Source organism: Rhodococcus sp. Eu-32 (assembly GCF_003336925.1).
Classification (GTDB): Bacteria; Actinomycetota; Actinomycetes; order Mycobacteriales; family Mycobacteriaceae; genus Rhodococcoides; species Rhodococcoides kyotonensis_B.
In genome coordinates, this window is sequence record NZ_QGNK01000014.1 from 1 (window position 1) to 15,266 (window position 15,266).

Below are 15,266 nucleotides of genomic sequence, written 5' to 3' on the forward strand. Positions count from 1 at the left end.
TTTCACCGTCGAGCCCAAACCCAACAGAACCCAGAACAGCATCCGCACCTCATTGGTGTACACCGGACGTCCCATCGCAACCATCCCTCAATGATCAGGCACGTTGCGATGACTGCTTGAGACCGCCGTATAGCGGGGTATACATTCGCACGCACGAGCGGCAAAGCCGCCTAATCGAACTCGGGATCCTCGTGGCGCGTGCGCTTGAGCTCGAAGAAGTGCGGGTACGACGCGAAGATCACCGACGCGTCCCACAATTTGCCTGCCTCTTCGCCGCGCGGAATACGCGACAGAACCGGCCCGAAGAACGCGACTCCGTTGACGTGGATCGTCGGCGTTCCGACGTCGTCGCCCACCTTGTCCATGCCGGCATGGTGACTCGTGCGGAGGGCCTCGTCGTAGTCGGTGCTGTCGGCAGCCTCGGCGAGCTCGGCAGGCAAACCGACCTCGGCGAGCGACTGTTCGATGACCTCGGTGAAGTCCTTGTTGCCTTCGTTGTGGATCCGAGTGCCCATTGCCGTGTACAGGGCCGGGAGGATCTCGTCGCCCTTCTCCTGCGCGGCTGCGATCGCGACGCGGACGGGTCCCCAGCCCTTCTTCATCAGGTCCGCGTACTGCTCGGGTAGGTCACGTCCCTCGTTCAGCACTGCGAGCGACATGACATGGAAGTTCACGTCGATGTCGCGAACCTGCTGGACCTCGAGAATCCATCGCGAGGTGATCCAACACCAGGGGCACAGCGGGTCGAACCAAAAGTCGGCGGTGTCCTTCTGTGCACTGTCGGTCACGTCCATCTCCTTCGTCCAAGGGTTCGTAGCCACTACGAGAACACGCAACTGCGGACGGCGCCGAACAATTCCATGCCCTCCCTTGACCAGCATGCCGCAACAGGAACGTGATGGGATGGTGGCATCCATCGTTTCCCTACTCGAGAAGGTGCCTACACAACGTGGTTGCTCCCAACCTGACTCGCGACCAGGCCGCGACGCGCGCGTCCGTCCTCGGCGACCCCACCTATTCGATAGTTCTCGATCTCACCGACGGCGCAGGCAACCCCAGCGAGAAGACGTTCCTGTCGACGACGACGATCCAGTTCTCCGCGACGCCCGGCTCTTCGAGCTTCGTCGACATCGTCGCCGACAGCATCCGCTCCGCCACGCTCAACGGCGTCGACCTCGACATCTCGTCCTACGACGAAGAGACCGGTATCGCGCTGACCGACCTCGCCGAGAAGAACGAGCTGATAGTCGATGCCGAGTGCGTCTATTCGCACACCGGTGAGGGACTGCATCGGTTCGTCGACCCCTCCGACGGCTCGGTGTACCTGTACACCCAGTTCGAGACGGCCGACGCCAAACGGATGTTCGCGTGCTTCGATCAGCCGGACCTGAAGGCCACCTTCGATCTGAAGGTCACCGCGCCCGAGAGCTGGAAGATCATCTCGAACTCCGCGCACGCCGCCGAACCGGCCGCGGGTGAACACGTCTTTGACACGACGCCGCTCATGAGCACCTACCTCGTCGCGCTGATCGCAGGTCCGTACGCGGAGTGGACCGACTCCTACAGCGACGACCACGGCACCATCCCCCTCGGCATCTACTGCCGCGCCTCGCTCGCCGAGCACATGGATGCCGAGCGACTGTTCACCGAAACCAAGCAGGGATTCGGCTTCTACCACGCCAACTTCGGCACCCCGTACGCCTTCGGCAAGTACGACCAGCTGTTCGTCCCGGAATTCAACGCCGGTGCGATGGAGAACGCAGGGGCGGTGACCTTCCTCGAGGACTACGTCTTCCGCTCCAAGGTGACGCGCTACTCGTACGAACGGCGCGCCGAAACGGTGCTGCACGAGATGGCCCACATGTGGTTCGGCGACCTCGTGACCATGCGGTGGTGGGACGACCTGTGGCTCAACGAGTCCTTCGCGACGTTCGCGTCCGTGCTGTGCCAGGCGGAGGCCACCGAGTACACCAACGCGTGGACGACGTTCGCCAACGTCGAGAAGTCATGGGCGTACCGGCAGGATCAGCTGCCGTCCACACACCCCATCGCCGCGGACATCCCCGACCTCGCCGCAGTCGAGGTCAACTTCGACGGCATCACGTACGCCAAGGGCGCCAGCGTTCTCAAGCAGCTCGTCGCGTACGTCGGCAAGGACGACTTCCTGGCCGGCCTCCGTGCGTACTTCGTCGATCACGCCTTCGGAAACGCGACGTTCTCGGACCTGCTGTCGGCGCTGGAGAAGTCGTCGGGACGCGATCTGTCCGACTGGGGCAACCAGTGGCTCCGCACGACCGGCCTCAACACCTTGAGCCCCGACTTCGACGTCGACGACGCCGGCAACTTCACGCGCTTCGCCGTCGTACAGGGCGGTGCGGAACCCGGCGCCGGTGAGCGACGCGTGCACCGTATCGCCGTCGGAATCTACGACGACGAGGGCGGAAAGCTCGTCCGCACGAAGCGCGTCGAACTCGATCTCGACGCGGCCGAGAGCACCGAGATCGCCGAGTTGGTCGGCGTCTCGCGCGGCAAGCTGGTTCTCGTCAACGACGACGACCTGACGTACTGCTCGGTGCGTCTCGATTCGGAGTCGCTCGACACTCTGATCACGCGCATCGGTGACATCGTCGATCCGCTCCCCCGGACGCTCGCGTGGTCGGCCGCGTGGGAGATGACGCGTCAGGCCGAGATGAAGGCACGCGATTTCGTCGCGCTCGTCCAGCGTGGCATCGCCGCGGAGACCGAGGTCGGCGTCGTGCAGCGTCTGTTGTTGCAGGCACAGACGGCGATCAACAGCTACGCCGATCCGCACTGGGCCGAGACCACCGGGCAGCCCGAGTTCGCCGACGCGTTGCTCGAACTGGCTCGCGCGGCAGACGCCGGATCCGATCATCAGCTGGCGTTCGTCAACTCACTCACCGGTTCGGTGCTGGCCGACCGCCACGTCGACGTGCTGAAGGCCATGCTCGACGGCGACGCCGCCGGTCAGGGTCTGGCCGGACTCGACGTCGACACCGATCTGCGGTGGAGAATCGTCACCGCTCTGGCCGGCGCGGGCGCGATCGACTCCGGCGGCTCGGCGTCACCCGTCATCGACGCCGAAGCAGCCCGCGACAACACCGCCGCAGGCGCCCGTTCGGCTGCGGCCGCTCGCGCGGCTCGTCCCGATGCCGAGGTCAAGAACCAGGTATGGGCGACTGTCGTCGACGACGATTCGGTTCCGAACATCACTGCGCGCTCGATCATCGGCGGGTTCGCCGGACCGGGACAGTCCGCACTGCTCGAGCCGTTCGTCGATCGCTATTTCGAGGCCATCTCGGGTGTCTGGGCACGCCGGTCGAGCGAGGTCGCGCAGACCGTCGTCGTGGGCCTGTACCCGTCGTGGTCGATCAGCGACGAGTCGGTGGCGGCCGCGGACCGATTCCTGGACGGTGATCTGCCGCCTGCGTTGCGCCGCCTCGTCATCGAGGGACGCGCCGGAATCGTGCGCTCGTTGAAGGCGCGTCGCTTCGACGCGAGCTGACCTCTGGGTCCATCGACGCAGACAGCGCCCCCGGGATCTCCCGGGGGCGCTGTCGTAGCGAGCAGAGGTTGTTACGGGCTGACGATCGCCGCAGCCATGACGCGGACCGAGCTGACGAGCCCGTCGATCAGGTTGCCGTCGCGGAACGGCCCGATCGCTGCCGTGATGCCGAGCTGGGCGACGCGGTCCGTCGCGCGGTCGGACACGCGCCGGCCGGTCCGGATCTCGATGGCCTTGTTGTCGGGGTCGACTGCGACGAGCACCGATCGGATGGCGTCGGGGGTTCCGGGGAACACCTCGTTCGCTCCGAGTGCGGCGTCGGCGCCGAGGTCTCCGACGAAGACGTTGAAGCGAATCTGCGTTGCACGCGTCGCTTCGGTGAGGGCGTCGTCGAGGGCCACGAGGTCCTGCGTCGCGAACGGCAGGTGCTCGGGGTTCGGCTTTCCGAATTCGTGCACCGCCGAGATGCGGCCGCTCGACGTCAGCGCTGCGCCGTAGGGCAGGTCGCTCTCGTCGACATGAGTGCGTGTCAATTCACCACTTGCCACTTGCCGAACCTCCGATCGAATCGACTGCGGACGCGTGCGATCCGTGGCCACCGCCGTGCGGGGTCACCTCGTCGGTCGCGCTCCACAGCACAGGGCCACGTGTCCACTTGTCGGTCAACCGGTAGGGCGTGATGTCCAGGCCCGGCTGCTTGGCTGCAACGTAGGACAACGCGCCGATGATCCCGACGATCGCAAGCGGGATCACCCCGAATATCAGCAAGGTCTCGAGAATGCTCACGGGGTGTGACGTTAGTCCATTTTTCCCGGCAGAGCGACGGCGGGTGGCCGTCAGGCTGCGCCTTCACCCAGATAAGCAAGCCACGAGGGATCGAGTTCCTTGGTGCTGGCGAGCAGCCGCCAGTGTGGGCCCTTCGGAGGCACGAGCTGTGCGCGTAACGTCCACCCCAGCTCACTGAGCAATTTGTCCGCTTTGCGGTGATTGCACGGGGCACAGCATGCGACGCAGTTCTCCCACGAATGGCCTCCCCCGCGACTACGGGGTACGACGTGATCGACCGTCTCGGCCTTCCCGCCGCAATACGCACACCGGAAGCGATCGCGATGCATGAGTGCGGCTCGGGTCATCGGAACCCGGGCGCGATACGGAACCCTGACGAACGTCCGGAGACGAATGACGGACGGAACCTGGACCGAGAAATCCGCGGATCGGATGAACGGCCCTTCGGGATCGTCGTGAATGACGTCGGCCTTGTCACACACCAGGAGCACGACGGCTCGGCGCATCGGAAGCGCGGTGAGAGGCTCGAACGTGGCGTTGAGAAGCAGAACCCGTCGTTTGACCCAGGCGGGCACGACGTCCTCCGCCATATGGGGATGCCCGGCGGAATCGTCGGGAGGGACTACGTGTAGAGCATTCGCCCCTGATGTCCGTAGCCGCTGGTCTGCGGTCTCGTAGGCATCAGTGGGCGGAAGTTGTCGGTGGTGTTGCTTCTTCTTCATGGGTGGTCTCCCAGAGCAGTCGGCGCCCGCGCATGGCTTGCGCGGAACACGAGGAACAGTGGAACACGAATCCGACCTGCGCGCACACCTCTTTTTGCGGATCGAACGATTGCGGATCGGTGAATTCCGGGCGAACGAGGAGCCGTCGCCGACGCGGGTGGCGAGATCTTGCGCCGTCCGTAGACTCTCCAGGTGTCTCCAATCGATCCGAATCCACGTTCATCCATCACCGCCTTGTCATTGGACTCGCGAGCATTCGAATTGACGGAAACCGGTCGGGACTGGCTGGTGGACAGGCCTTCGCAAATCGCGGGCTACGTAGCTCTCGCGATCGTCCTTCGACTCGTACTGCACAAGCTCATCGACCGCTTCACGCGTCGGAGCTCGAGCGATTCCTCCAAGCCGCCACTGCTGCTTCGCCCGCTGCGTGAGCGTGCGGCGACGTCGCTGCAGGGAACCATCCTGTCCGAACGACGCAGGCAACGAGCCACGACCATCGGGTCGGTGATGAAGTCCGGCGTGTCCGTCGTGATCCTCACCTGGTTCGTCCTGTCGGTGCTCGACGTCGTCGGAGTGAATGTCGCACCCTTCATCGCCTCCGCGGGCATCGTCGGCGTCGCCCTCGGGTTCGGTGCCCAGAACCTCGTTCGTGACTTCCTGTCGGGCATCTTCATGCTCCTCGAAGACCAGTACGGCGTGGGTGACGTCGTCGACCTCGGCGAAGCGATCGGCACTGTCGAGAGCGTCGGTCTACGCGTGACGACGGTTCGCGACGTCAACGGCACCGTCTGGTACTGCCGAAACGGAGAAGTGCTGCGCGTCGGCAACATGAGCCAGGGCTTCGCCGTCGCCGTTCTCGATCTACCGGTCGCGCACACCGCCAACGTCGACGAGGCGTGCGAGGTCGCGGAGAAGGCAGCACTGGACGTCGTGGAGTCGAACGTCTTCGAGGAAGACCTGCTCGGCGCACCCGAGATGCTGGGTGTCAACGCCGTCAGCGCCGACACCGTGACCATTCGCATCACCGTCAAGACGCGACCGGGACGTCAGTGGGCCGTGCAGCGCGGAATGCACCGAGAAATCCTCCAGGCGTTCGAGAACGCGGGCGTCCGGGCGCCGTATCCGGAAGGTCGAGCGGGCGGATTCGTCCCCGACCTGTCGAAGTAGCGATACTGGACCCGAATGCACGTCCCACCGAACACGGAGAGAAGCACTGACATGACCGAACCGCAGCAGACGTTCTACGACGCGGTCGGCGGTGCGGACACCTTTCACAAGCTGACCGCCAAGTTCTACGAGGAAGTGGCGAAGGACGAGATCGTTCGCCCGTTGTACCCGGAAGAAGATCTCGGACCCGCCGAACGACGCATGCGAATGTTCCTCGAACAGTATTGGGGCGGGCCGCGCACGTACTCCGACGAGCGCGGCCACCCCCGACTGCGGATGAGGCACTCTCCGTTCCGTATCGGCCCGATGGAGCGCGACGCGTGGCTGCGGTGCATGCACGTCGCGATCGACTCCATCGACCGTTCGGTGCTGGACGACGCACACCGCGCTCAGCTCGTCGACTACATGGACATGGCCGCCAACTCGATGGTGAATTCGCCGATCTGACACCACTCGCGCGGTGCGCCGTCCCTGAGTCGAGTGACCGTGTCCCATTTGGCAGACTTGACAGTCGTGACCGACCCGAACGAACACGCGACCGACACCACATGGTGGAAGAACGCGATCTTCTATCAGATCTATCCTCGTTCGTTCTCCGATTCGAACGGCGACGGTGTCGGTGATCTCGGCGGCGTCCGCGACCGTCTGGGGTACCTCGAGCTGCTGGGTGTCGACGCCATCTGGCTCAGCCCGGTCATGCGCTCCCCGATGGCAGATCACGGGTACGACGTCTCCGACCCTCGCGCGATCGATCCGCTGTTCGGCGACCTGGACGTCATGGATGCGCTGATCGCAGAAGCGCACAGCCGCGACATCAAGGTCACGATGGACCTGGTCCCCAACCACACGAGTGATCAGCATCCGTGGTTCGTGGACGCGCTCGAGTCGGCGCCCGGCAGTCCCGAGCGGGCGCGGTACATCTTTCGAGACGGTTCGGGTCCGGACGGCTCGCAACCACCGAACAACTGGCCGTCCATCTTCGGCGGGCCCGCGTGGACTCGCGTCGAGAATCCCGACGGTTCGCCGGGCCAGTGGTACCTGCACATCTTCGCGAAGGAACAGCCGGACCTGAACTGGAACAACCCGGAGGTCGTCGAAGATCTGTCCACGACGCTGCGGTTCTGGCTCGATCGCGGCATCGATGGATTTCGCATCGACGTCGCGCACGGAATGGCCAAGCCTGACGAGCTCCTCGACATGAACCTCGAAGGCAACGCGTTGATGAGGAACGACGACGACGATCCTCGGTTCGACAACGACGCGGTCCACGAGATCCACCGCGGCATTCGCAAGGTGATGGACGAGTATCCGGGTACGACGACGATCGGCGAGATCTGGGTGCAGGACAACGTTCGCTTCGGCGATTACATCCGGCCCGACGAACTGCATCTCGGTTTCAATTTCCGTCTGGCCGAGGCGCGTTTCGACGCAGCCGACATTCGCGACGCGGTCACGAACTCCATCGACGCGGTCGATCGGGTCGATGGTACCCCCACCTGGGCGTTGTCCAACCACGACATCGCGCGCGAGGTCACTCGCTACGGCGGTGGCGATCGCGGTACGAGACGCGCACGGGCGATGGTCCTGCTCGAGCTCGCACTGCCGGGAGCCGTGTTCGTCTACAACGGCGCGGAGCTCGGATTGCCGAACGTCGATCTCCCCGACGAGGTTCTGCAGGACCCCGTGTGGGAGCGATCCGGCCACGCCGAGCGCGGACGCGACGGGTGCCGCGTTCCGATCCCGTGGGAAGGAACCGCGCCGCCGTTCGGCTTCAGCACATCCGCCGAGACCTGGCTTCCGATGCCACCGGAGTGGGCGTCGTCGACCGTCGAGGCACAGCTGGAGGACGTCGACTCGATGCTCAGCCTCTACCGCGCGGCGATCGAACTGCGCGGACTGCGTCCCGAGTTCACCGGTTCGGAGGTGGACTGGTACGGAAGCCCGTCCGGGTGCATCGCATTCCGGCGACGAGGCGGGCTCATCTGCGCGTTGAACGCCACGAACGCGCCCATCCCGCTGCCTCCGGGCGAGCTGCTGATGTCGAGCGCACCCCTCGTCGACGGTCAGCTTCCGGCCGACGCGGCGGCGTGGCTCGTCTGACGCCAGGCGTTGCAGGCCTGTCGGCCGTCTTCGCCGCGGCTGCCCTGTTCGGGACCACCGGGACCGCCCAGGCGCTCGGATCCTCCTCGGCCGGCGTCGACCTCGATCCTCTCGCGGTCGGAAGCGCGCGCATCGCACTCGCGGGCCTCGTCCTGGTGCCGTTGGCGTGGCTGCGCGGCGGCTTCGGACCAACGTCGTCCGCCGGCGTGCGACGCGTCCTGATCGGCGGCGTCGGGGTCGCCGTCTATCAGGTCGGATTCTTTTCGGGCGTACAGATGGCGGGTGTCGCCGCGGGCACCATGATCGCGCTCGGATCGGGTCCGGCATTCACCGGCGTCCTGCAGTCCCTCGTCGACCGAACCCGGCCGGGACCGGTCTGGTTCGCGTCGACGACGCTGGCCGTGGCCGGGATGATGCTCCTCGTCACCGGTTCCGACCCCGACGACGCATCCCACATGGTGTTCGGCGCGCTCGCGGCACTGTCCGCGGGTGTCGGCTACGCGATCTACACGGTCGCCGGGTCGAGGATCATCGCCTCGGGGACGCGACCCGACGCGGCCATGGCGCAGATGTTCGCCGTGGGAGCCGTCGTACTGCTGCCCGTGCTCGTCCTGCGCTGGCCCGGCGGGCTGGATTCGGCGCCTGGGCTCGCGGTGGTGCTGTACCTGGCGCTGATTCCGACGGTCGTGGCTTATCTGCTGTTCGGCATCGGATTGAGCGCGCTGCCGCCCGCCACCGTGGCCACACTCACGTTGGCGGAACCCGTCGTCGCCGCGTTGCTCGGCATCGTCGTCCTCGGAGAATCGCCGACGGTACTCGCCGGGATCGGCATGGCAGTGGTCGCGTCCGCTCTGATCCTGCTGGCCGTCGACGTGCGGCGGCAGTCTCAGCGTTCGACGCTGAGCGACAACTGATTACCGCGTCGGCTGAACACCGACCCGAACCGCGCGTCGAGGCGTAGCCACACCGCGGTCGCGCGCACCCGCACGCGTTCGTCGGACGCGATCCGGGACAGATCGATGTCGGCGGTCATCGGGTCTTGCCCGGTGGCAGGCACGAAGCCCATGGCGGTGAGCGCGAACACGGTGCGCATCGCGATCGACACGTCTCCTGTAGGCCCTTCGACGTGCAGCACGTCCTGGTCCAGAAGCGACACCGGCGGACCGTGGCTGCTGCCGTGTTGTTTCGCCAACGCGGCGCCGCGCTGCGCGAGATCGATCAACACGCGTGCGGGCACGTCGTCGACGTGCTCGAAACCGTGGTCGGGCGGCAGGGCACCACGCCAGGCCGAGTCCATCGAGAACCCCGGGTCGATCTCTCCCGACGTCGCGGACGCCAACGCCCTGAGCAGGCCGTCGGCGCCGGCCGACGTGTCGTCGGGCACGATGGTCCCGTCGACGACACGAACCGCCAGCGCGTCGAAACCTGTTGTCGCCCACACCGACAGTCGACCGTCGGCGCGCATCCGTAGCCGAACCACCGCAGCCTCGTCGAGCCGAACGGCCTTTCCGAGAAACGCCGTCAAGTTCTCGCGTTCGACGACGTCGGGCACCGTGAGCCGTCGCTCAAACACGTCGCCAGCTCTCCAGGTAGGCACGCTCGGGCCCGGTCAGCCGCCGCAGGCGTTGCGTGTCGATGTCGAACGCGGCGATCTGCGTCGACGCGACGATCGACGCGGGAGTGTCGAGGGACTTGCCCCTCGCGCGGACCTCGTAGCCGACGACGAAATCGACCGCTCTGACCTTGTCGACCCACATGAACACGTCGAGCGGCCCGTCCTCGTGCCGCAACTGCCCGCGATACTTCACGTGCAGGTCCGCGATGACGGCTCCGTGCCGAAGATTCGCGGTGGGCCTGCCGTCCACCAGCAGCCACGGAATGCGCGCCTCTTCGAGCAACGTCACCATGCGTGCGTGGTTGATGTGTTGGTAGACATCCATGTCCGACCACCGCACCTCGACGGTGGTGTGGAAACCGATGCGTTCGCTCGGCTGCAACTCCTCGGACAGATGGGCGTCGGGCACACTCACTCTCGGGCCGTCCTTTGCTGGTAGTTCTGCTCGAATCCGGTCACGGCACCATACTGCGTACTTGTCGTGCCGCCACCGACAGCGTCGCGAGATCGAGTGTCCCCGAGTCGGCGATCTCACCGAGCGCGGTCCGCGCCCTCGTCAGACGCGACGAATTGGTCGCTTCCCACTCGGCGATCTTCTCGGCAGGGCTCTCGTGCGGTTCACCGCCCAGCAGAACCTCTTTCGTGATCGCGCGCAACGACGAGTACAAGTCGTCGCGAAGGGCCAAGCGCGCCAACGAATGCCAGCGATCGCCTCGCGCCAGACCGGACACCGACGTCAGCAACCAGTTGATGCCGATGTGCGCGTCGAGCGCGAAGTACAGTTCGGCGACCTCTTCGGGCTCGTTCTCGGTGATGTCGGCTACGTCGGCGATGTCCAGCAGGCAGTAGATGTCGAGAAGCCGGTAGACCGGGACCGCCAACTCCCTCGGCGCACCGCTCTTCACTGATTCCTCGACCCGGCCGGCGAGTTCACCGGCCCGGTGGCCGTCGATCCACCGCCCGATCGAATCGCGTAGCCGCGCGACCGTGCCTGCGTACCTGCTGATCTCGGCTCCGACGGCGAGCGGTTGCGGGCGGTTCGCCAACAGCCAGCGTGCCACCCGATCGAGTACCCGCCGCGACTCGAGCATCAGCTCGTCGGCGGTCGCGGTGGAAACCGGTGCGTTGCGAATGTCCTGCCACAGAGTCTCGAGATCGAAGATTGCGGTGGCCGCGGCATAGGCGCGCACGGCATCCGTGCCGGACGCACCGGCATCCTCGGCGAGGCGGTAGACGAACGTGATACCGCCTCGGTCCACGGTCTCGTTCGTCAACATGGTCGCCACCAATTGCCGTCGCAGAGGGTGCGAGGTGATCTCGCTCGCGTACGGCTCGCGTAGTGGTGCCGGGAAGTACGCGGGCAGCTTCGATGCGAAGACGTCGCTGTCCACGAGTTCGCTTGCGAGCAGATCGCTTTCGAGTGTGAGCTTGACGTGAGCCATGAGCGTCGCGAGCTCGGGAGACGTCAGCCCGCGGCCGTCCTGCTTCCGACGACGGAAGTCGGCTTCGCTCGGCAACGCCTCCAACTCGCGGTCGAGGCCCCGTCGCTCCTCCAGATCTTCAATGACGCGTCGGTGCACGGACAACAGCGCGGGCGCATCGGCCCGTGAGGTACCGAGTAGTTCGTTCTGCATGATGTTGTCCCACAACACGAGTCGGCCGACTTCGTCGGTCATCGACGCGAGCAGCTCATCGCGGTCCTCGCGCGCAAGCTTGCCGTCGGCGATTGCCGATTCGAGCAGGATCTTGATGTTGACCTCGTGGTCCGAACAGTCCACACCGGCAGAGTTGTCGACGGCGTCGGTGTTGATTCGCCCACCCGCCATGTCGTATTCGATGCGGCCGAGCGCGGTGGCGCCGAGGTTTCCTCCCTCGCCGACGACCGTGGCCCGCAGGTCGCGACCGTTGACGCGCACCGCGTCGTTCGACTTGTCCCCCACGTCCGCGTTCGACTCGGTCGACGCCTTGATGTAGGTGCCGATTCCGCCGTTCCACAGCAGGTCCGCAGGCGCGGTGAGGATCGCGCGCATCAGATCGGGCGGCGACAAGGCCGTCGTATCGTCGTCGAGCCCGAGCGCCTCGCGGACGGGCTCACTGATCGGGATCGATTTGACCGTCCGCTCGTACACCCCACCGCCCTCCGAGATCAGCGATTTGTCGTAGTCCGCCCACGACGACCTGGGCAACGCGAACAGCCGCTCGCGCTCGGCGAACGACGCCGCACGGTCGGGATTCGGGTCGAGGAAGATGTGGCGGTGGTCGAACGCGGCGAGCAGTCCGATGTGTCGGCTGAGCAACATGCCGTTCCCGAACACGTCGCCACTCATGTCGCCGACGCCGACGACCGTGAAATCCTGTGTCTGCGTGTCGATCCCGAGCTCACGGAAATGACGTTTGACGCTCTCCCACGCACCCTTGGCGGTGATACCCATGGCCTTGTGGTCGTAGCCGGCCGACCCACCGGACGCGAACGCGTCGCCGAGCCAGAAATCGTATTCGGCCGCAACCTCGTTGGCGAAATCGGAGAACGTCGCGGTTCCCTTGTCGGCGGCGACGACGAGATAGGTGTCGTCGCCGTCGCGACGCACGACCCGGTCGGGTGGCACGACCGCGCCGCTGGCGCGGTCGAGATTGTCGGTCACGTCCAGCAGTCCCGCGACGAACACGCGATAGCATGCCTGGCCCTCGTCGGCGGTCGCCTTGCGATCCGCCGCAGCGTCACCCGACGGCGCGGGCGGCCGCTTCACGACGAACCCGCCTTTCGCGCCCACCGGGACGATGACGGCGTTCTTGACCATCTGCGCCTTGGCCAGCCCGAGTATCTCGGTACGGAAATCCTCGCGGCGATCGGACCACCGCAGCCCTCCTCGCGCCACCTCGCCGAATCGCAGGTGCACACCCTCGACCCGCGGCGAGTAGACGAAGATCTCGAACTTCGGCCGGGGCTTCGGCAGTTCGGCGATCTCCTGCGGATCGAACTTGAGCGACAGGAATTCTCGCGCATCGCCCGCGTCGTCGAGCACGTAGAAATTCGTCCGCAGCGTGGCACGTATCAACTCGAAGATCGACCGAAGAACTCGGTCCGCGTCGAGGCTGATGACCTGGTCGATCAGGGAACGAAGCTCGATGATCAACTCGTCGGAGCGACGTTGTGCGACATCGGGATCGAACTGCGATTCGAACAGTGCCACCAACAGTCCCGCCGTCCGCGGGTGTGCGAGCAGAACACCCTCGATGGCGTACTGGCTGTACGGGAAGTTGGCCTGTCGCAGGTACTTCGCGTACGCGCGAAGTATGACCGCTTGACGCCACGTCAGTCCCGCCCGCATGACGAGTTCGTTGAACCGGTCCGCTTCGGCTCGTCCGTGCCACACGGCGCTGAACGCGTCGGTGAAACGAATCTGCACACGGCTTTCGGTCTGGGGATCACCCGCGGTGTGCAGTTCGGCGTCGAGGTCGCCGTCGATGGCGCCGGACAGCATCTCGCGCGACGCCGACACACCGAAATCGTATATCCAGCACTGGATTCCATCCGGGCGAACGACCGGGTACGGCCGCTCGTCGTCGACCTCGACGCCGAGACTCTGCAGAATCGGCAGGACCTGACTCAGCGAGACTCCACGCCCACCGATGTACAGGCTGAAACGCCACGATCCCACGTCGGAATCGGCATCCCGATACAGCTGCATGTCGATGCCGCCGTCGGCGAGCGCACCGAGGCGAGCAATATCGGACACCGCCCGCTCGGGACCGAAATCCTGCTTGTACGCCTCCGGCAACGCGTCGGCGTACCGCGTCGCCAGTACAGGGTCCACGGCACCGTCCCGCGTCACTGCCTCGGCGAGGCCGTCTTCCCACGTCCGGATGGTCCGGGTGAGGAGCGATTCGATGTGGGCGATGTTGTCCGGTGACAGGTCGGCGTGGACCGATTCCCCGGAAGCGCGGCGCACCGTCACGTGCAGAAGAGCAAGGGCGGATTCGGTGACACGAGCGGTGTAGTCGATGCTGGAGCCGCCGAGTTCACGCAGCAGGCAATCCTGGATCGCCAGACGCACACGCGTCGTGTACCGGTCGCGGGGCAGATAGACGAGCGCGGACACGAATGCACCGTCCGAGTCCTCACGCAGAAACACCTTGACGCGACGACGCCTGCCGATCGCCATGACGGCAGACGCGGTGTCGAAGAGCACGTCCTCACTCGTCGCGAACAGCTCCGAACGCGGCATGGACTGCATCACTTCGAGCATGGCTTGGCCGGAGAACGAGCCGAGATCGTATCCGGCACGGTCGATCACCGACCGCACCCGACGTTCGATCACCGGGATGTCGAGGACGTTCTCGTGCAATGCCGTCACCGTGAAGACGCCGACGAACCGGTGTTCGCCGAGTTCCGGTGTGGCCCTGTCGAACACGGTCACGAAGTACGGGTATACCGCGCGATGAACCGTTGCCGGTCTCGACCCCTGTGTCAGCGTCAGCAACTCGTTTCGACCCGCCTCGGGCGGCAGGTCCGATCCGAGCGCGTTGTCCGAACGAAGCACTCCGAGACCGAGCTCGTTCGTCGACGCTTCGCCCGCGCGGTAACGGCGGTATCCGAGCAACGTGTAGTGGCCGTCGGCGAGCCATCGAAGCAGATTCGCCGCATCGCGGAGCTGACCGCCGTCGGGCCGGCTCTCCCGGTCCGCGAGTTCGTCGAGTGCGCTCGCGACCGAGCTCTGTGCGAGACGCATGTCGTCGGTGTCCTCGACGACCTCACGCACATCGGACAGCACTTCCGCGACAGCCGACTCCAGACTGTCGAGCGTCTCGTCGTCGACGGACGGGCCCAGCTGCAGGTGCATCCACGACTCGCGAATAGTTCCGGAGGACGCGGTGCCGTTGCCTTGACCGACCGTCAGCAAATTGCCGTCGTCGTCCCGCGTCACCGACAGAATGGGATGCACGACCTCGAGGACGTCGACACCGAGCCGACCGAGCTGCGACACGACCGATTCGACGAGCAGGGGCATGTCGTCGGCGACGATCTGCAGGTAGAAGCCACCACCGTCCTCGGCGGCGGCATCGGGCCGATTCAACTGCACGACCGCGGTCCCGGAGGATCGGTGTGCTGCCGATCGAAGGTGGGCCAGCACCATCTGCCGATTCGACCGGACGACCGTTCCAGTCGAATCGTCGGTGTCGACGTGCGCGAGATACGCGGCCTCCACCTCCGGCAGTGTGGTCACCAGCTTCTCGGGTAGTCCGGTCGGTCGGTCCGTGTCCGTCGTGTCAGCCGAGTTCGGCATCTGTTTCAACCACTCCCTCGAACAGGAATCTCCGGCGACCTCGTCGTCGCCTCACACGACCCTATCGG

Annotated in this window: 12 protein-coding genes; 5 read left to right on the forward strand and 7 right to left on the reverse strand. The window is 65.6% G+C overall.

What is annotated here, in order from left to right:
• Nucleotides 1-170: 170 nt before the first annotated feature.
• On the reverse strand, nucleotides 171-794 hold the full coding sequence (locus DK926_RS17100; protein ID WP_114331406.1) for a DsbA family protein: 624 nt from the start codon (nucleotides 792-794) through the stop codon (nucleotides 171-173).
• Between the two features lie 155 nt (nucleotides 795-949).
• On the opposite strand from DK926_RS17100, the gene pepN reads away from it, so the two are divergent.
• The gene (gene pepN, locus DK926_RS17105; RefSeq protein ID WP_114331407.1) at nucleotides 950-3,523 is read left to right on the forward strand and encodes an aminopeptidase N; all 2,574 of its coding nucleotides are present in this window, start codon (nucleotides 950-952) and stop codon (nucleotides 3,521-3,523) included.
• A 71-nt stretch (nucleotides 3,524-3,594) separates the two neighbouring features.
• Here the strand turns inward: pepN and DK926_RS17110 are convergent, their stop codons facing one another.
• The 3 genes from DK926_RS17110 to DK926_RS17120 are packed head-to-tail and all read right to left on the reverse strand — an operon-like array spanning nucleotide 3,595 to nucleotide 5,031.
• A complete protein-coding gene (locus DK926_RS17110; RefSeq protein ID WP_114331408.1) occupies nucleotides 3,595-4,071 on the reverse strand; it encodes a DUF5130 domain-containing protein in 477 nt (158 codons plus the stop codon).
• Nucleotides 4,058-4,309: a hypothetical protein gene (locus tag DK926_RS17115; RefSeq protein ID WP_068423786.1), complete on the reverse strand. Its 252-nt coding sequence runs from the start codon at nucleotides 4,307-4,309 to the stop codon at nucleotides 4,058-4,060. The genes DK926_RS17110 and DK926_RS17115 overlap by 14 nt, the downstream gene beginning before the upstream one ends.
• A 50-nt stretch (nucleotides 4,310-4,359) precedes the next feature.
• Nucleotides 4,360-5,031, reverse strand: a complete 672-nt coding sequence (locus DK926_RS17120; RefSeq protein WP_207890853.1) for an HNH endonuclease — start codon at nucleotides 5,029-5,031, stop codon at nucleotides 4,360-4,362.
• Between the two features lie 234 nt (nucleotides 5,032-5,265).
• Between DK926_RS17120 and DK926_RS17125 the strand changes: the two genes are divergently transcribed.
• The 4 genes from DK926_RS17125 (at nucleotide 5,266) to DK926_RS17140 (ending at nucleotide 9,212) form a co-directional block, all read left to right on the forward strand.
• Nucleotides 5,266-6,198 (forward strand): mechanosensitive ion channel family protein, encoded by a 933-nt coding sequence (locus tag DK926_RS17125; RefSeq protein ID WP_114331409.1) that lies wholly within the window; start codon nucleotides 5,266-5,268, stop codon nucleotides 6,196-6,198.
• Between the two features lie 51 nt (nucleotides 6,199-6,249).
• Nucleotides 6,250-6,645 carry a globin gene (locus DK926_RS17130; RefSeq protein WP_114331410.1) on the forward strand — a complete coding sequence of 132 codons (396 nt, stop codon included), beginning with the start codon at nucleotides 6,250-6,252 and terminating at the stop codon, nucleotides 6,643-6,645.
• A gap of 66 nt (nucleotides 6,646-6,711) precedes the next feature.
• Nucleotides 6,712-8,298, forward strand: a complete 1,587-nt coding sequence (locus tag DK926_RS17135) for a glycoside hydrolase family 13 protein (protein WP_114331411.1) — start codon at nucleotides 6,712-6,714, stop codon at nucleotides 8,296-8,298.
• On the forward strand, nucleotides 8,286-9,212 hold the full coding sequence (locus DK926_RS17140) for an EamA family transporter (RefSeq protein WP_114331412.1): 927 nt from the start codon (nucleotides 8,286-8,288) through the stop codon (nucleotides 9,210-9,212). The genes DK926_RS17135 and DK926_RS17140 overlap by 13 nt, the downstream gene beginning before the upstream one ends.
• On the opposite strand, the gene DK926_RS17145 is transcribed toward DK926_RS17140, so the two are convergent.
• Genes DK926_RS17145 through DK926_RS17155 form a run of 3 tightly spaced genes read right to left on the reverse strand, consistent with a single transcriptional unit; the run spans nucleotide 9,185 to nucleotide 15,198 of the window.
• A complete protein-coding gene (locus DK926_RS17145) occupies nucleotides 9,185-9,871 on the reverse strand; it encodes a hypothetical protein (RefSeq protein ID WP_114331413.1) in 687 nt (228 codons plus the stop codon). The two genes, DK926_RS17140 and DK926_RS17145, sit on opposite strands and share 28 nt — an antisense overlap.
• Nucleotides 9,864-10,328: a thioesterase family protein gene (locus DK926_RS17150; protein WP_068423806.1), complete on the reverse strand. Its 465-nt coding sequence runs from the start codon at nucleotides 10,326-10,328 to the stop codon at nucleotides 9,864-9,866. The genes DK926_RS17145 and DK926_RS17150 overlap by 8 nt, the downstream gene beginning before the upstream one ends.
• A gap of 40 nt (nucleotides 10,329-10,368) precedes the next feature.
• Nucleotides 10,369-15,198 (reverse strand): NAD-glutamate dehydrogenase, encoded by a 4,830-nt coding sequence (locus DK926_RS17155; protein WP_114331414.1) that lies wholly within the window; start codon nucleotides 15,196-15,198, stop codon nucleotides 10,369-10,371.
• Nucleotides 15,199-15,266 lie beyond the last annotated feature (68 nt).